This is a genomic window from Enteractinococcus coprophilus (assembly GCF_006716305.1).
Classification (GTDB): Bacteria; Actinomycetota; Actinomycetes; order Actinomycetales; family Micrococcaceae; genus Yaniella; species Yaniella coprophila.
Genome location: NZ_VFOU01000002.1, coordinates 307,753 through 325,685, shown reverse-complemented (window position 1 = coordinate 325,685; position 17,933 = coordinate 307,753). Strand labels below are relative to the sequence as shown.

At 57.6% G+C, this 17,933-nt stretch carries 13 protein-coding genes; 5 read left to right on the top strand and 8 right to left on the bottom strand.

Features of this window, described 5'->3' with window-relative positions; all coding sequences use genetic code 11:
- Nucleotides 1-33: 33 nt before the first annotated feature.
- Nucleotides 34-900, bottom strand: coding sequence for a metal-dependent hydrolase (locus FB556_RS06285; RefSeq protein WP_141865879.1), 867 nt, complete (start codon nt 898-900; stop codon nt 34-36).
- 312 nt (nt 901-1,212) lie between these two features.
- Between FB556_RS06285 and FB556_RS06280 the strand changes: the two genes are divergently transcribed.
- Together FB556_RS06280 and FB556_RS06275 are read left to right on the top strand one after the other, a co-directional pair.
- Nucleotides 1,213-2,511: an alpha/beta fold hydrolase gene (locus FB556_RS06280; RefSeq protein WP_141865877.1), complete on the top strand. Its 1,299-nt coding sequence runs from the start codon at nt 1,213-1,215 to the stop codon at nt 2,509-2,511.
- Nucleotides 2,512-2,691: 180 nt separating this feature from the next.
- The gene (locus FB556_RS06275) at nt 2,692-4,824 is read left to right on the top strand and encodes an HNH endonuclease signature motif containing protein (RefSeq protein ID WP_141865875.1); all 2,133 of its coding nucleotides are present in this window, start codon (nt 2,692-2,694) and stop codon (nt 4,822-4,824) included.
- An 82-nt stretch (nt 4,825-4,906) separates the two neighbouring features.
- On the opposite strand, the gene FB556_RS06270 is transcribed toward FB556_RS06275, so the two are convergent.
- The 4 genes from FB556_RS06270 to coaE all read right to left on the bottom strand — a co-directional run bounded on the left by FB556_RS06270 (nt 4,907) and on the right by coaE (nt 10,444).
- A complete protein-coding gene (locus FB556_RS06270) occupies nt 4,907-6,214 on the bottom strand; it encodes a TerC family protein (RefSeq protein WP_141865874.1) in 1,308 nt (435 codons plus the stop codon).
- A gap of 212 nt (nt 6,215-6,426) precedes the next feature.
- Nucleotides 6,427-8,571 carry an excinuclease ABC subunit UvrB gene (uvrB, locus tag FB556_RS06265; protein WP_141865872.1) on the bottom strand — a complete coding sequence of 715 codons (2,145 nt, stop codon included), beginning with the start codon at nt 8,569-8,571 and terminating at the stop codon, nt 6,427-6,429.
- 77 nt (nt 8,572-8,648) lie between these two features.
- Nucleotides 8,649-9,836, bottom strand: a complete 1,188-nt coding sequence (locus FB556_RS06260; protein ID WP_141865870.1) for a calcium:cation antiporter — start codon at nt 9,834-9,836, stop codon at nt 8,649-8,651.
- An 8-nt stretch (nt 9,837-9,844) separates the two neighbouring features.
- Entirely contained in the window at nt 9,845-10,444 is a 600-nt protein-coding gene (coaE, locus tag FB556_RS06255; protein WP_141865868.1) for a dephospho-CoA kinase, read from the bottom strand.
- Nucleotides 10,445-10,470: 26 nt separating this feature from the next.
- Between coaE and FB556_RS06250 the strand changes: the two genes are divergently transcribed.
- The 3 genes from FB556_RS06250 to FB556_RS06240 are packed head-to-tail and all read left to right on the top strand — an operon-like array spanning nt 10,471 to nt 12,812.
- Nucleotides 10,471-11,166: an IMPACT family protein gene (locus tag FB556_RS06250; RefSeq protein ID WP_141865866.1), complete on the top strand. Its 696-nt coding sequence runs from the start codon at nt 10,471-10,473 to the stop codon at nt 11,164-11,166.
- The gene (locus FB556_RS06245) at nt 11,145-12,251 is read left to right on the top strand and encodes a class I SAM-dependent methyltransferase (RefSeq protein WP_141865865.1); all 1,107 of its coding nucleotides are present in this window, start codon (nt 11,145-11,147) and stop codon (nt 12,249-12,251) included. Before FB556_RS06250 ends, FB556_RS06245 begins: the two co-directional genes overlap by 22 nt.
- The gene (locus FB556_RS06240) at nt 12,252-12,812 is read left to right on the top strand and encodes a phosphoribosylanthranilate isomerase (protein WP_141865863.1); all 561 of its coding nucleotides are present in this window, start codon (nt 12,252-12,254) and stop codon (nt 12,810-12,812) included.
- Nucleotides 12,813-12,842: 30 nt separating this feature from the next.
- On the opposite strand, the gene FB556_RS06235 is transcribed toward FB556_RS06240, so the two are convergent.
- From FB556_RS06235 to polA, 3 genes are all read right to left on the bottom strand, one after another.
- Entirely contained in the window at nt 12,843-13,325 is a 483-nt protein-coding gene (locus tag FB556_RS06235) for a hypothetical protein (protein ID WP_211343999.1), read from the bottom strand.
- A gap of 137 nt (nt 13,326-13,462) precedes the next feature.
- Nucleotides 13,463-14,929, bottom strand: coding sequence for a 30S ribosomal protein S1 (gene rpsA, locus FB556_RS06230; protein WP_141865861.1), 1,467 nt, complete (start codon nt 14,927-14,929; stop codon nt 13,463-13,465).
- Between the two features lie 235 nt (nt 14,930-15,164).
- A complete protein-coding gene (gene polA / locus FB556_RS06225; protein WP_141866527.1) occupies nt 15,165-17,927 on the bottom strand; it encodes a DNA polymerase I in 2,763 nt (920 codons plus the stop codon).
- Nucleotides 17,928-17,933: the final 6 nt, after the last annotated feature.

Here is a 17,933-nt window from a genome sequence, read left to right as displayed (position 1 = left end):
CTGGGTCTCGAACCGTGAGTGCCCGAGGGCCGCTTAGCTCAGCAACGCGACCCAGGTGCCTTGCGCCCAGTGCAATCCGGCAATGCACATCCCGGCAATCGCTACCGCGGAAATGGGGATCGTAACGGCCCAGCACCGGATCGAGTTGGCCGAACCTAATAAGGGAATGGCGATCCGTCCGTTACGCCCCCACACCTCCGCTACGAGGGGTGCACCGCTCAGAGCCTTGGGACGTTTGAGGGTGAGCGGCCAGAAGATGTTGCACCCTTCTTTCGTGAGCATGTCGCCCACAATGTGCACGACGACGCCCAAGACAATGCAGGTGATCAGCCAGGACTGTCCGCTTGGCGTGACCACTGCCGTGATGACGCCGACCAGAATGCCCGCGGCCCAGGGCGCGCGCCGTGCAGAATCGGGCATAAAGTGCAGCACCTTGAACGCAAAGGCCGACAGGATGACGGCCATCAGCCCCGCACCAATGTTGAGATCGCCGAACCGTCCGCAACCAGTGATGACGAGGAAGCTGGCCAACCATGCCACCACGCCGAAAAACACGACGCCGACTATCGAGTGTGTGCCGTTGCGGTGCCCACCCGAAGCCTTCTGAAAGAATCGGGCCAGGATTTTGGTCATCGGCGGTAAGGAATGGGCAATCGAGGCGTTGTGGTGATCAATGTCTGGCAGCAAAGCTGCACCGGCGCAGATGATGGCCCCCATAAACACCGCGGCTGGTCCCACCTCGAGCAGCCCAAACCCTAGAGGCAGTGCCTCCGGGAGCCAGGCGAGCCGAGGATATGCCTCGACGAGAGGCTCGGTCACCGCAGTGATCGGCAGCTCATAGTTTGAAGCCACGGCAACCCAGGCTGCTGCTCCACAGGCGGCGTGCTGCGCACCCATCATTGGGCATCGCCGAATGTTCTTACAGGAATGACTGGTAGCTGCACGGCAGGGTTCTGAGCAGACGTCCAGTAGATGATGTTCAAAAATACCTGGCTAAAGGATAAAAGTGTTGTGTGGTGTGGGCTCGTCGGTACCCTCGATCAGGAGTATCGTGTCGCCGGCTGAGCGCGGCTTTAGCATACCAAATATCCACGTCGGACAAGGTGCTGGCAAGTGCGGGGCGACCCACCGGCTCGGCGGGGACCCCTGTGCACCGTGACCCAGCGCTAGACTCGAATGATCACGATGATCCGTAGCCGGATAAGGAGACCCATGGCCACCGCACCACACACCGTTGGTTCCCCCGCTCGATTGCATGACGGGACCGGGGTACGCGATCACTACTTCACTGTGCCACTGGATTATCAGACCCCCGAAGGCGAACAACTCACGGTGTATGCACGCGAATTTTTCACGCCCGATGCTGAAGACAAGCCGTGGCTGTTGTATCTGCAGGGCGGACCGGGTGGCAAAGGCTCGCGGCCGGCGCGGGTCAGCGGGTGGTTAGCCGAAGCCCTGAAATACTACCGGGTGCTGATGCTTGACCAGCGTGGCACAGGCCTATCTACACCGGTCAACCACCACACCCTAAGACAGCGCGGCGCTCCGCTGGAACAAGCCCGGTATCTGACCAATTTCCGAGCTCCGAATATTGTGTCTGACGCAGAGGCCATCCGCCGCGCGCTGGGCTCCGACCCGTGGGTCACCCTTGGACAATCCTTTGGTGGGTTTTGCACTCTGACCTACCTGTCCTTCGCCCCCGAGGGACTGGCCGGTGCAATGATCACCGGTGGCATCCCACCGCTCCAAGGCCTCGCTGACCAGGTGTATCAGGCGACCTATCGTCGCATGCACAGTCGCAACCGCGAATACTTCCGCCGCTTCCCAAAGGACCTAGAAACCCTGACCAATATTTATCGTCGAGTGCGTCGCGGCGACGTCGTCCTACCGGATGGATCCCCGCTTACCGTCGGGCGCGTCCAAGCTCTGGGTATGTACCTCGGTGGCAACACGCGGATCGATGCACTGCACTACGTTTTAGAAGAGGCGTTCATCCCGGGCACTGACATCTTGTCGGATACGTTTCTCAACGCCATCTACCAACAAGTATCGCGCGCCACGAATCCGCTGTATCTGATCCTGCACGAAGCAATTTACGCCCAGCCCGGTGCCCAACCAACTGCCTGGGCAGCGCAACGGGTGCTCGCCCAATACCCGGAGTTCAACCCCAAGAAAGCTGACACTCCCCTGTTGACCGGTGAAATGTGCTTCGATTGGTATCCACAACTGGATCCGGCGCTCCAACCGGTTGCACGCGCGACCCAAATCATTGCCGATTGCCGCACCTGGGGTCCGCTGTACGACCTCGACCAGCTGGCCGCCAACGAGGTACCCGTCGCTGCACTGGTATATACCGATGACGTGTACGTTGACCGCGATCTCTCCCTTGCTGCTGCCGAACAGGTCGCCAATTTACAGGTTTGGGAGTCTGACCGGTGGCACCACGATGGTATCGGTGAAGCCGGGGCCGAAATATTTATACGTCTCCACGAGATGATCCAGCCTTCCTAATACTGCCCGCCCCGGGGAGCCTACATCCTTTGTTGCCTCGGGCGAAGGGTGTTTCCCACAGGCCTTGATGCGTTGCCGGGTTATACACGACCCGCACTGCTTCAGTGCTGCATCTCGTGTGGTCTGCCTAGGCTGGAACGAACGTGACAACGCACGACCAGCCGATACGGGGTGAGTTCCATGGTGACGCGGGTACCCGATACCGAAGCATTGATTTCTGATGCGGAACTGGACACGCTCTCCCCTGGTGAATTACAAGCGTTAGCCCTGCGCATTGTGCAGAAGCAACAGACCAAATTGTCGTCTCCGGATGCCTATAATTCATTTGCTCGCCATACTTATACCACGGGTACAGACTGGGGTACCGTATGGTCGAAAGACCCGAATGAGACATACGATGACGAAGCGGCTAGCCGCTCGCAAGGTAAACACGCTGGGCCTACACCGATCCCGCCCGACGCGTTCTTTAACACCCTGCCGGGATTCGTCGACAACCTTGTAACAACCCGTCGAGTACAAGATGCGCTCATTGTCACCCTGACGGGTTTTGCTGAACAGGCCTACACCTTCGATCGTGATGGAATGTTAGGGATCCCCGCCGAGGTGAATCTGCACAAGTCCGGCAAGCGATGGCTGGCGGACCGATTCCAACTTGAAACACGTCAGATGGCAAAATTTTACAACCGTGCGGCTCTGGTGAACGGCGAACTGGCGACCACCGACCGGCTAGGCAAAGATCCATTGCTGCCGCAGATGGCAGCCGCATACTCTGCCGGGGACATCCCTTCGGAAAATATGGACCGAATGAGTCAGATCGTGAACCAGCTTTTCGATTTCTACAATGCGGTGGGGTTAAGCAAGGACAATGCCACGGAGATCCTGAAAATCATGGATCCTATCTTCACCGATGCAGCCAAAGCCATGCGACCTCAAGAGTTAGCGCAGCAAGCAACCCAGTGGCTCAACCAAATTGCACATATTGTTGATCCAGACGGTCCACCACCGGAACAGCGGTTGACGAAAGTCAAGAACTCCCTGAAGACACGAATCGTCAATGGGAAGCTGCACATTAACATCGTTACTGACGTTGTGAATCTGGAACTCATCGAGGCTCTCGTCTTGGCCGGGCTGAATTTCAAAGCAAACCAGGATAAATTCCGGCAAGATCACGACGAAACTGAGGACGATGCACCTCACCCAGCCAGCACTACGCATCAGGCCGAAGACACAGCGCACGAAGACGCAGCGCACGAAGACACATCGTCTGAGCCCGCTGACGCCGGACACGCGGAGCCTGATGATGACAGCTTGGGAGATTCAGCCCCATACGACGAAGATCGAGATGCACAAGAACGTCTCGGACAGTTCCACCGAGACATGGATGACGCGGTCAACGACTCCGACACGTTCATAGAAACCGAGACCGGAACCAAGGTCTCTCGGGAGCAGACGCGTAAACTTGATCCACGGACTCGTGACGAAAAGGCCCATGACGTCTTTATGGCCATGCTAAAAGCTCAGGGGAAACGTTCTCCCGGTGCGGAAGGTATGGCCGAATACAAACGAGCCCCTGCCATTTTATGGACCGTCATGGACTACGAAACCTTGTTGAGAATCCACCAGGATCGTCTCCCAAGGCAGTTTCACCTCGATGACCGCTACACTCGACTCCCCGGGCTAGCAGGCTACGACCAGGGCCCGCCACGGCGCCTCGATCCCTTGGAAGCAGTCGTGGATGAACATGTGCCACCGGGCACGAGTGACCCGGAGAAGCTTTTGGGCGCCGATCCACTGCTGAGTCGAGTCTGGCACCGGTCGACATCGGATCCTCCAGATGAACGTCAGGCCACCAGTTCCGATCCGGCCGAGAGTAGACGTCAACGGGGACATCCGTATGTCTCTCATCGTTTTCAGACCGGAAGCATTGCTCCTGCGGCCGTACTACAGGATCTGTGTGATGCAAAGATCATTCCGGCCATCTTTAATCAGGGTGGAGTGCCACTCTTTTTAGGCAGAGGGAAACGTCTCTTTAGCGACCACCAGATCCTCGCTGCAGGTATGCTCGGTGGATGTCGCGGTCCCGGGTGTCGGGTTCCTCCCGTTTGGACTGAAGGCCACCACGGTACATATTGGTTCCACGATGGTGGCACCAATATCACTAATCTCATTTTGTTATGCAATGCGTGTCATACTCACGTCCACCAGGGCGTCTGGACTCCTACCTGGAACGATGACGGAGTGCTCTACTGGGTTCCTGCTGTTTGGTTGGATCCCACACAGACTCCGGTTCGCAATACCTACTGGGATGATTAGCACGGGTGTCGAACGGTCGATGTGTTAAATGAAATGCTCGCCAGCACACGGTGTATTGGCGAGCAATTCAAGGAGTTGGTCTCTAGTTACGAGGCTCTGAGTCCTCGTTGTCTTTGCCGTTGGTGTCGGGGGCAAGGACCGGACCGTCGGTTTTCACAATACGTTGAGACATCAACGCCGGAATGCCGCGACGGTTGGCGTCTTCTAACCGGGTTTCGTGAGCGGCTCGGATAATGGCCGACCACCGATCTTTGTGTTCAATGAGTTCTTCAAGATACCGGTGTTCGGTCTCTTGAGCTTGATGTGTCCAGTAGTCCATCTTCTCGGCAGCTTCTTGTCGCTGTTCCGCTGGGGCATCATCTGGAAGCTGGGTGTAGCGGTGGGCAAACTTCTCGGCGTTTTGCAGCGCACGGAGAGCCTTGCCCTTCGGGCTGAGCAATGAGATAGCGATGGTGACAATGAGGATGCCGATGATCACCAACAGGGAGAACCCGGTACTGAGTTCAATAACTGGCACATCTTCGCCGCCGTTGATAAACGGCAGGTTGTTCTGATGTAGTGCGTGGAGCATCAGCTTGACGCCAATGAACCCGAGGATGGCGGCCAGCCCGTAACCGAGGTAGACGAGTCGGTCGAGCAAGCCGTCGATGAGGAAGTACAACTGACGCAGACCTAACAGGGCGAATGCGTTGGCAGTGAAGACAATGTACGGTTCCTGGGTCAAACCAAAAATCGCAGGGATTGAGTCGAGCGCGAAGATAATGTCTGTGACCCCGATAGCGACCATCACGAGCAGCATCGGCGTGAACATTTTCTTCCCATCCACACGCGTGCGGAGTTTGTCGCCATCATAGTGCTCTGTTACCGGCAGGATCTTGCGTGCAAAACGCACGAGCGCGTTGTCAGCCTCGGAACCGGCTTCTTCAGCCGATGAGAACTCGGATTTCAGCTGTTGACCGGCCAACAGGAGCAAAAAGATTCCGAAGATGTAGAACGCATCCGACCACCATTCCAGGATGGCGGCACCCGCCAGAATGAAGATCGTACGGCTGATGAGTGCGAACGTAATCCCAAACAGCAACACCTTTTGCTGGAACTGCCGCGGTACCGCGAAACTCGTCATGATAATCATGAACACAAAGAGGTTATCGACAGATAACGCTTTCTCCGTGATGAAGCCGGCATAGTATTCGATCGCGTGGTTCGTGTCGCCGACGGCGAAGAATATTAATCCGAACGCCAGCGCGAGTCCGACATAGATGGCTGACCAGATGGCAGCCTCTTTCAGCGTCGGAGTGTGTGCTTTCCGGACGTGGAAGAAATAATCGAACAGGACCAGAGCGATGATCACTGCAATGGTGACAGCCCAAGTAAACCCGGTAATCTCCATGAAAGGGAGTCCTTCCTAGTTTTTAGGTAACTTCAATTCCACAAGTCTCTCCCCCGACGTAGTAACGGGGTCCGTACCCGGCCGAACGACGGTGTTCGACGTGTTGACGTGTACGGAACTTCTGGGATACTCCCTTGTTCTGCACAGACTATATCAGGAAAGTTCAGGGAACTGGTTCAAATCCACTGCATTGTTGAAGGAAATGCCGTGAACTATGCGTGGCCTTCTCGCTTCATGTCGCGCAGTTCTTTTTTCAGTTCCGCCACTTCATCGCGGAGTCTTGCTGCAAGCTCGAAGTTGAGGTCCACGGCGGCCTGGTGCATCTGCTCGGACATCTGTTGGATGAGATCGGAAAGGTCTTTGGCCGGAACCGCGGCAAGCTTGGCAATTTTTTTGTCTTCTTCGGACAGAGCCGCGCGCTGTTGTTCTTCGGTAATGGTCGCCGTGTAGCCGCGATTCCCCATTCCATAGTCAAAGCCGGTCTTAATACCTGCCATCCCGGACATCAGATCCTGAGTATCGGCATCCTCGCGTGCCAGTTGGTCGGTGATGTCTGCGATCTTTTTGCGCAACGGTTGCGGATCGATACCGTGTTTCTTGTTGTGAGCGACCTGGATGTCTCGACGACGGTTCGTTTCGTCGATTGCAAATTTCATCGAATCAGTGATTTTATCCGCGTACATGTGCACTTCACCGGAGACGTTACGGGCGGCACGGCCAATCGTTTGGATGAGCGACCGGTTCGACCGGAGGAAGCCTTCCTTGTCAGCGTCCAGGATCGACACGAGGGAAACTTCTGGAAGGTCAAGACCTTCACGTAGCAGGTTAATGCCCACCAGGACGTCAAAGACCCCTCTACGCAACTCGGTCATGAGCTCCACCCGTCGCAACGTATCGACATCGGAGTGAAGATACTGGACCTTCACACCGTGTTCGACGAGGTACTCCGTCAGATCTTCGGCCATACGCTTCGTCAACGTCGTCACCAGGACGCGTTCATCACGTTCCACTCGAAGATTGATCTCATGCATCAGGTCATCGATCTGGCCCTTGGTTTCTTTGACGATAATCTGTGGATCGACCAGGCCGGTAGGTCGGATGATCTGTTCAACAACGCCGTCGGCCTGGCTGAGCTCATATGGGCCGGGGGTTGCCGACATATAGACGGTTTGTCCGATGCGCTCTAGGAACTCATCCCACTTCAGTGGCCGGTTATCAAGCGCCGAAGGCAGACGGAAGCCGTGGTCCACCAGGGTGCGTTTTCGTGAGGCATCCCCTTCATACATTCCGCCAATTTGCGGGACCGTCACGTGAGATTCGTCGATGATCAGTAAAAAATCATCCGGGAAGTAGTCGAGCAGAGTGTGCGGGGCGGAACCCGGTGGCCGACCGTCGATGTGGCGTGAATAGTTCTCAATGCCGTTGCAGTAGCCCATTTGCTGCATCATCTCGAGATCGTAGGTAGTCCGCATGCGTAACCGCTGTGCTTCAAGAAGTTTGTTTTGCGATTCCAGTTCCTGCAGGCGCTCGCGTAGCTCATCTTCGATGTCACGAATTGCCCGGGACATGCGGTCATCTCCGGCAACATAATGCGACGCCGGGAAGATATACATTTCGTCTTCTTCGCGGATGATGTCACCGGTCAACGGATGCAAGGTTTGAATCGAATCGATTTCGTCGCCAAAGAATTCAATGCGCACCGCGAGTTCTTCGTACATCGGAATGATTTCCACAGTGTCGCCACGCACCCGGAACGTCCCGCGGTGGAAATCCGTGTCATTTCGGACGTATTGCATGTTCACGAACTGGCGTAGCAGATCATCTCGGTCGAGCAGGTCCCCGCCTTTTACGGTGACCATTTGCGCGATGTATTCCTCGGGAGTCCCCAGACCAAAGATTGACGATACGGTCGCGACCACGATCGTGTCGCGGCGAGTCAGCAGCGCGTTGGTGGCCGAGTGACGAAGACGTTCGACTTCTTCGTTAATCGACGAATCTTTTTCGATGAACGTATCGGTTTGTGGAACATACGCTTCAGGCTGGTAGTAGTCGTAGTACGACACGAAGTATTCCACAGCGTTATGTGGCAGCAGCTCGCGAAACTCATTGGCTAACTGGGCAGCCAGCGTCTTGTTCTGGACCAAGACCAAGCTGGGGCGTTGTAGCCGCTCTACAAGCCAGGCCGCGGTTGCAGACTTACCAGTACCCGTGGCACCCATGAGGACAACGTCCTTTTCGCCACCTTCCACGCGCTGGGCGAGTTCAGCAATGGCTTGCGGCTGATCACCTGCCGGCTCATAGGGTGCTTCGACCTTGAACGGGGCAACGACGCGGTTAATCTCTCGGGCCATACTCATGCCCAACATGTTACGCCCGTGGGCACGCGGTAACCACCTGTTCTCCCGCGGGCTAATGCAGCCGGTACGTGCGCCCGCTAGCTGAACAACAGCAGCACATAGACCCCGAAAACCATCAGGTGGGGCACTGCGTGCATCACAGTGAGTCTCGGTGCCAAAAAATTATTGATGGTGAGCAACATGGTCACTGCTAGCAGGACGACGTTGGCACCGGTTTCGGCCAGGATCACGGTCTGACCTGTGGCTAACCCAATGAGCAATACGGCAGGAATCGTGAAAGACACAGTCGAGACCAGTGCCCCATGACACAGATTAATGACGCGCTGTAGCTCTCCTGCGATACCGGCGCGAATCGCGGTAATGGTTTCTGGTAAGAAAACGATCGCGGCGATGAGCACGCCGGCCAGTTCAATTGGTAACGTCGTCCGGCTTAGGCCATCGTCGAGGAAGGCGGCCATGTATTGGGCCAAGATCACCACCGGGATGACGGTGATGATCAGTACAGCAATCCGCAGCAGAATTTCGGTGCGATGCTTCGCAAAAATCTTCCCGATGGGCTGACGTTGGGTCGGTGGTTCGACGTCGTGCTGTGGGGTTTCTACAGCGGACTCGTGTAGGTGCCAAGCAGCGGCGCGACCGATCGGGTCGACTTCGGCGAAGTCTTGCGGCTGCTGGAACATTTGGCGATAGAGGAAATACCCGTAAGCTGCCAGCGTTCCCACGGCCACCGTCACCGCTACACCCGGCGGGTAACTGCCCCCGTGGTCGAGCTGGCCGGGAATCACAAAGGCCAGGGCCAGCAAGATGACCAGCATGGCCGAGTAGGTGGCCGTGCCGGTGCGATTATGGCTCAGCGCACCGTACTTTCTAGTGGCCATGAGTACCGCTGCGCCCACGACAAGGTTCATAATGATCATCGACACGGCCATCACGGAGTCGCGTCCGATGGTCGTGTGGTCTCCCGGGCCGAGCATCACCGCGGATATCAGAATGACCTCGATCAGAACAATCGAAATGGTCAAGACTAACGAACCGTAGGGGTCGCCCATCCGGTTGGCAAGTTTTTCGGCCTGCGTCACGACACCAAAGGAACACACCATGATGATCGCGACCACCGCCATGAGTAATGCCAGCAACATGGTGCCTGGTAGTGGAGGGCCCAAGAAGTCTGCCGTGGCGGCAAGGACTGCCACGGCAACCCAACCGATGATGATCCGTGTCAGAGAATTGGCGGTAAAAACCCGCGAACGCGAGGTGGTGTCCATGGCGCCCGTCAGTTGACCAGCTCCTTCCACACCGCAGCCACCTGGGCCTTGGTGTCTTGCAGGGATCCGGAATTGTCAATAATCCAATCGGCCACGGCGTTGCGTTGCTCGTCGGTTGCCTGTGCTGCGATGCGTGCGCGTGCGTCGTCGGCGTCCATGCCGCGTAAGTCCTTGAGGCGTTGCAGGCGCGTCGCCATGTCGGTGTGGACCACTATCACGCCGTCAAATTTCTCGGCCTGCCCGGTCTCAACCAGCAACGGGATGTCTTGAATGATGACGGCGTGCTCAGGGTCCGCTTCGATGGCGTGTTTCAGTTGCAGCTTCGATTCGGCACGCACCGCCGGGTGCACTATCGCATTGAGTCGTTGGCGGGCGTCGTCGTCGTTGAATACCACATCTGCCAGGGCCTGGCGGTTGAGTCGACCGGTTTCATCGAGCAGATGGTCGCCGAAGGTAGCCACCACGTCGGCGAGGACCTGCTGTCCAGGCTCCATAAGCTCACGGGAAATGGCATCGGCGTCGATGATCGTGGCGCCGCGGTCCGCGAAAAATTGCGCGACGGTTGATTTGCCGGAACCGATGCCGCCGGTCAGCGCGAGGTGACGCATGATTCTCCTTCGGTAGACTTGGGCACATGTCCTATGCCGATTCTCGTACTCGACGTTATACCGTGGTGGCCCACCGCAACACCGTTGAGGTGACCCTAGATATTCGCCGCTCTGAGTTTATCGGCATGTTACGGCGTGTGGAATCAGAAGACGAAGCCAGGGCGTGGATTGACGAGGTGCGCGGGATACATCATGCGGCAACCCACGTCGTGCCGGCGTTCGTGCTGGGGCCCGATCGCGACATTCAGCGTTCTTCCGACGACGGCGAACCGGCCGGGACCGCCGGGATGCCGATGCTCCAGGCGTTGACGAACTATCGGGCGGTGCATGACGGCGTGGAGTATGCGGACCTGTCGGATGTGTGTGCGATCGCGGTCCGGTATTTTGGTGGGGTCAAGCTTGGCGCCGGCGGGTTAGTGCGCGCGTATTCGGATACGGTGGTTGCCGCGCTGGAACAGACTCCCCTGGTGGTACGGCAACGAATGTTGCTGGTTGCGTTGGGTGCTCCCCACGGCGATGTTGGGCGGGTCGAAAACGAGTTGCGCAGTGCTGGTTTCACGGTGCTGGGTACCGATTATGCGGGGCCGCAGGCGACCCTCACGGTGGGGCTCGATGACGCCGACGACGCCCTGGAGCAGTTCAATGCCCGGCTGGCCTCGATGACGGCGGGTGCGCTGGTGGCCGAAGCAGTAGGAACTCAATGGCAGGATCTCTCCCGATGATGACACAAGACATAACGCCCGATAACGTTGATCGGATGCTGTTGCGCGTCTTAGAGGAGACGTTCACGGCCGAGCCATGGCGTCGTGAAGAACCGATGGTGGTGATCAATGATGTCACCGGTGCGCTGAGTGCTTGGACCTTGGACCAGGACCTCCCGGTGCGATTTATTCAAGATTCGGCGAGCTTAGCTGCAGCCCATGCGCGCATCACCGGTTCGGTTGCCGCCGTGCCGACCCCGGAGGTGCTGGCCGGTGCGGCCACCGTGGTCACGCGGCTGGCCCGTCCGCTCGAAGCGCTGGAAGAACTGTCCTGGCAAGTCGCCCGCTGGGCCGCTCCTGAGGTCATATTCTTGGCTGGTCAGCTGCAACGACACTTAAGCTTCTCGTTCAACCCGATACTGGAGCGTGTTTTTGACGAGGTGACGGCTTCGCGAGGGTATCACAAGGCCAGGGCCTTGCGAGCCCAGCGGCCTAAAGCGCTCACGGGCCTGACTCCGCCGAGGTTTCCACGCAAAAATACGGTTACGGTCGCCGGACAGACATTCCACTTGCGAGCCCACGGGCTGACCTTTGGCGCCGCCCGCCTGGACCCAGGCACACAATTGCTGTTGGAAACTATCCAAACTCAACCGCCCGAACAGTTCACCGCCCAAGCCACCGTCGTGGATCTAGGCAGCGGCAACGGCACGGTTATCGCGGGACTGGCGCGCAGCTTTGCGGTCGGTAGATACATCGCCACGGATGACTCGGCCTCGGCGGTGTTGTCGACGTTGGCGACCCTGGCCGCCAACGGGATTGACGGGGTAGGTGTTATGCACCAGTCCGGCATGGTTGATCTGCCCGATGCCTCCGCGGACATCGTCGTATTGAATCCGCCCTTTCACGCGGGAACGCAACTCACCAGTGATATTGCGTTTTTCCTCTTCGATGAAGCGGCTCGAACCCTGAAACCCGGTGGTGTACTGTTGACCGTGTTCAACGCATCAAGACACTATCGCCGCCAGCTCCAACACCGCGTGGGGCCCACCCTGCAGCTGGCCCGAGATAAGCGCTTTATCGTTACACAATCACAGAAAGTCCACTAAATGTCTGAACTGTTTGTCAAAGTCTGCGGGATCACGACCGTCGAACAGCTCGAATGGGCGATTGAACTGGGCTACGACGCGATGGGGTTGATGTGTGCCCCGCATTCCCCACGCCTGGTGGATATTGGGACGGCGCGCGAATTGCTCGTGCATGCCAACGGCAGGATTCAAACCTTTGCGGTCGGTCTGACACTGGACCAAGTCGAGCCGCTCAAGGACCACGTCGATACGGTCCAACTGTACGAGTCCGCCGAGGTCAAATCCCTAGCGCTGGCCTCAGACACTCCCCCGGAATCGACCGAGGGCCTGGAATATTGGTTTTATGATGCATCGCACGGGACCGGGACGTTTTCCGAAATCCCCCAGTGGGTGCACGACGTCGATGCGCGGTTTGTGCTGGCCGGCGGGCTGAACCCCGGCAACGTCGCCGAGGTCGTTGAGCAATATCATCCAGATGGCATCGATGTATCCTCAGGGGTCGAATCTAGCCCCGGCACCAAAGACTACGCGCTGATGAAGTCCTTCATAGAGGCGGCCCGTGGGCCAAAGCCGCGGGGATGACGCCTCGACACAGGCGTAGAAACGCACAGATCAAGCCTTCCCAAAGCGTGAACACCAACCGCGAGTTTCAACGGGCTCGCCTGCCGTAAAGAAAAAGACTCGCCTGCCGTAAAGAAAAAGACCGGAAACCACAACTAGTGCACCGCCAAGTCCTAAGAGTTGCGTGCTGATGTTGGGTCTGCTCCACCAGACGAGTGCCCGCAGAGTCGTGTCACGCAGCGTTGCCGCGACGAGGATCAGGCTTCCGCCCCCTAGGACAACCAGGATGACGGGGTTGTCGGTCATGCGGATCCACGGGACGACGCCGTCGACGACGTCGACGTCCCAGAGACCGGCAGGTGTCATTGCGTTCCGGATGAGGACGAACCCGAGCAGAAGCATCACAATCCGCAGCAGTGGATCGGTGTCGGTGCGCGCTAACCAAGAGTAGGCCGCGATGAGCACTACCCCAGGTAGAACCGCCAGACTGGAGTCGGCAAGAACGGGTCCGGCGACGTGGATGGTGGCACCCATATGAGCCGGGTTCCCTACTGGTGTACCGAGAGGGAATCGTCTTTATGACTCATAAGTGTCTGGTGCAACGCGAAAGGCCGTCACTTGCATGCAAGTGACGGCCTTTCGAACGTGCGATGCCCTAACGGGCTGACGGGTTAGTTACCGGTCAGTTTTTCACGCAGTGCGGCAAGTGCTTCATCGGAAGCCAGAGTGCCGGAGTCTTCGACCTGGGTCTCTTCGTCCTCGGAGGAGTACGAAGCAGCACCGGTGTCGGCTGGGCTGGCGGAAGCGGCTTCTGCAGCTTCGTTCAGGTGACGGGCAACCTGTTCCTTGTGTGCCTCCCAGCGTGCCTGAGCGTCGGCGTACTGCTGTTCCCAAGCGGCGCGTGCTTCTTCGAAACCTTCCATCCATTCGTTGGATTCAGGATCGAAGCCTTCTGGGTACTTGTAGTTGCCGTCTTCGTCGTAGTCGGCAGCCATACCGTAGAGGGCTGGGTCGAAGTCGGTGCCTTCTGGGTCCACACCTTCGTTGGCCTGCTTGAGCGACAGGGAGATACGACGACGATCGAGATCGATGTCAATGACCTTGACGTACAGGATCTCGTTGACGGAGACAACCTGCTCGGCGGTGTCGATGTGGCGGTTGGCCAGTTCGGAGATGTGCACCAGGCCTTCGATGCCGTCTTCGACGCGCACGAATGCACCGAACGGTACAAGCTTGGTGACCTTGCCCGGCACGATCTGACCCAGAGCGTGGGTGCGGGCGAAGACCTGCCATGGATCTTCCTGAGTGGCTTTGAGCGACAGGGAGACGCGTTCGCGATCCATATCGACGTCGAGGACCTCTACAGTGACTTCCTGACCAACTTCGACAACCTCGGATGGGTGGTCGATGTGCTTCCAGGACAGTTCGGAAACGTGGACCAGACCGTCGACGCCGCCCAGGTCGACGAACGCACCGAAGTTGACGATCGATGAGACGACGCCGGTACGGACCTGACCCTTCTGCAGTGCCTGCAGGAAGTTCGAGCGGGTTTCGGACTGAGTCTGTTCCAGCCAAGCGCGGCGGGACAGGACAACGTTGTTACGGTTCTTATCGAGCTCGATGATCTTCGCTTCGAGTTCTTGACCGACGTATGGTGCCAGGTCGCGAACACGACGCATTTCGACCAGCGATGCTGGCAGGAAGCCACGCAGACCGATGTCGAGGATCAGACCGCCCTTGACAACTTCGATCACGGTACCGGTGACAACACCGTCTTCTTCCTTGATCTTTTCGATGTCGCCCCAAGCGCGCTCGTACTGAGCACGTTTCTTGGACAAGATCAGGCGACCTTCTTTATCTTCTTTGGTAAGAACCAATGCTTCAACGGAATCGCCAACCTCGACGACGTCATCAGGATCGACGTCGTTTTTGATTGACAGTTCACGTGAAGGAATGACACCTTCGGTCTTATAGCCGATGTCGAGCAGTACTTCGTCTCGGTCGACTTTGACGACGGTGCCAGCCACCAGGTCGCCATCGTTGAAGTATTTGATGGTTTCATCGACTGCGGCCATGAATTCTTCAGCCGAGCCGATGTCGTTCACAGCGACCTGCGGGGCGTTGCTAGTAGTGGTCATGTAGTAGGGACTCCGATATGGATTAATATGGTTGATAAACTTACTGAGTTCGTGACATGGCTTGTTGACCAGTCACAACGATTTTTGCCAAAAATAGGCAACGTTTAATATAGTACGGTATCCATCCTGTCAAAATCAACGTAAGACCCGCGCTGTTGTTGATGAATCGCGAAATTAATTGCACGATTTTGACCGCAAGCTGACCTTGAAGTGAACAGGATGTTACCGCCGCAGCTTAATGCGCCGCCTCATGCCATGAGTAACCCTTGCCGACCTGGACATCCAGTGGCACCGCCAAGGTGGCCGCAGAGGACATCTCTTCAACCAGAATAGCTTCAGCGGCATCGACTTCGGAATCGACAACTTCTAAGATCAATTCGTCATGAACCTGCAGAATCAGCCGTGATGTCAGCTGTTCTTTTTCCAATCGGGCCTGCACGCCGAGCATTGCGACCTTAATGAGGTCAGCGGCGGAGCCTTGAATCGGGGCATTCAGCGCAGCACGCTCAGCCATTTCGCGCAACTGGCGGTTATCGGATTGTAGATCCGGCAGGTACCGACGGCGTCCCAACATTGTTTGGGTATAGCCATCCTTGCGCGCCTGGCGAACCACGTTGCGCAGGTACTTCTGGACGTCGCCGAACCGGTCGAAGTAGCTACTCATGAGTTCCCGGGCTTCATCGACCGAAATGCGCAGCTGCTTCGACAGACCAAAGGAGCTCAACCCATAGGCTAGACCGTAGGACATGGCCTTGACTTTGTCACGCATCGAGGTAGTGACGTCTTCAGGTGGCACGTCGAAGACTTGCGAGCCGACAAAACGGTGGAGGTCTTCGCCGTCCTGGTAGGCCGCAATGAGGCCTTCGTCGCCGGACATATGCGCCATGATGCGCATTTCAATCTGCGAGTAGTCTGCGGTCAGCAGGGTCGTACGTTCGTCGCTGTTCGGATGCGTTCCGGCCACGAAGATGTCGCGGATCTGCCGGCCCGCGGGAGTCCGTACGGGGATATTCTGGAGGTTTGGATTCAGCGAGGACAACCGGCCGGTTGCGGCGGCAGTCTGTGAGAACCGAGTGTGAATGCGACCGTCTTCTGCGATTGCGTCCAACAGGCCCTGGACGGTCTGGCGCAATTTGGTCGCGTCACGATAGGCCATGAGGTTATGCAAGAACGGATGATCGGTTTTCTCTAACAGATCCGCCAACGAGTCGGCATCGGTTGAGTACCCGGTTTTGGTCTTACGGGTCTTGGGCATATCGAGGGTTTCAAACAGCACCACTTGGAGCTGTTTGGGTGAGGCCAGGTTGACCTCTTGGCCACCAATGGAGGCAAAAGCAGACTCCTCGGCCTTATTGACCTCGTTGGTGAAGCCTTCGAGCAGCGAGTCGAGGCGTTGACGGTCGATGGCGATCCCGGTCAGCTCTATTTTGGCGAGCACCACAGACAGTGGGATTTCTAAGTCGTGGAGTAGTGATTCGGCGCCGCGCTGGGCCAGTTGGCCATCCATGGATTCATTGAGGCGGTGGATCATCCAGGCGTTGCGCGCGTATTGGGCCAATAATTTGGCGTTGGCATCGTCGTCGAGGCCTTCGATGGTCAGTTGGCCCTGGTTGTTCGGAGAACTCACGGCATCCAGGCGGGTGTTCAGGTAGGTCTGGACGAGGTCGGCCAGCTCGTAGCCGCGGCGGTCGGGCTGCAGGATATAGCCCGATAATAGGACGTCGTCGGTGACATTGACGACCGAGGTGTTGACGTCGGGCTGTGCCGGCACCGGGGAGGCCTCCGGTGCGGTCGCGAGGGCTTTGAGGATGGCTTTGAGGTCGTAGACCACCTTGCCGTATTGGTCATCAGCTAAGAACTTGGTAACGGCGGCGCCGAGCTCGTGGCTGGCGGTCTCCAAGTCGATGACCGCGGTGGCCTGTGAGGTGGCGAATGCGAAGGCACGGATCTGGCCGTAGTCCCCCGGTGCTGGGATCTTGCGTCGAGTAATGGTCGCCGGTGGGTTGATGTGACTGAACACGGCGATCGGTTCGTCCACGGCGTCCAAGAACGCGGCGAAAGCGTCCGGGGTTTCGATCACAGTGGTTTCAGGCATGTCGTGATCTTCGTCGGCATCGGCTTCGGTGTGGCCGAGTTGTTGTTCAAAGGTAGTGAACAAGCGGTCGCGGATGGTGTTGAACTCGAGGGCGTCGAAGAGTTCGGAGACCAGGTTGCGATCCGGGTTGACCAATTCGGTGTCGTCGAGATCTAGTGGAAGCTCAAGGTTGGTCACCAGGGCGTTGAGCTGGCGGTTGCGTTTGACGTCGTCGACGTGCTCGCGCAGCGCCTCGCCCTTTTTGCCACCGATGTCGTCGATATTCTCTAGAATGCCCTGCAGGCTGCCGTATTTTTTCAACCAGCGAGCCGCGAAACCGGGACCGACACCGGGAACACCGGGGAGGTTATCGGCGGTTTCGCCAACCAGGGCCGCCAGCTCTGGGTATTGCTTCGGGGACACACCGTAGCGCTCTTCGATGGCGTCGGCGTCAAAAGGTGGCAGCTCGGAGACGCCGCGCATGGGGTATAACACGGTGACGTTGTCATCAATAAGCTGGAAGGTATCGCGGTCGCCTGACACGACACGGGCGGTCCAACCGTGGGCAGCGGCCTTGGTCGCCATCGTGGCGACGATGTCGTCTGCCTCGTAGCCGTCGACTTCGATGTTCGGGATGTTCAGAGCGGCCATGACCTGTTTGGTCAGGTCAATTTGGCCGTGGAATTCATCCGGGGTTTTGTCGCGGCCAGCTTTATATTCCGGATACTGTTGCGACCGGAACGTCGGGGTGTCCATATCCCAGGCCACGGCAATGTGGGTGGGCTGTTGTTCCCTGATCATGGCCAGCAACATGTTGAGAAAACCGTAGACGGCGTTGGTGTGTTGGCCGGTCTTGGTCTGGAAGTTTTCAGCGGGCAGCGCGAAGAACGCGCGGTACGCCATGGAGTGGCCATCGATGACCATCAAGCG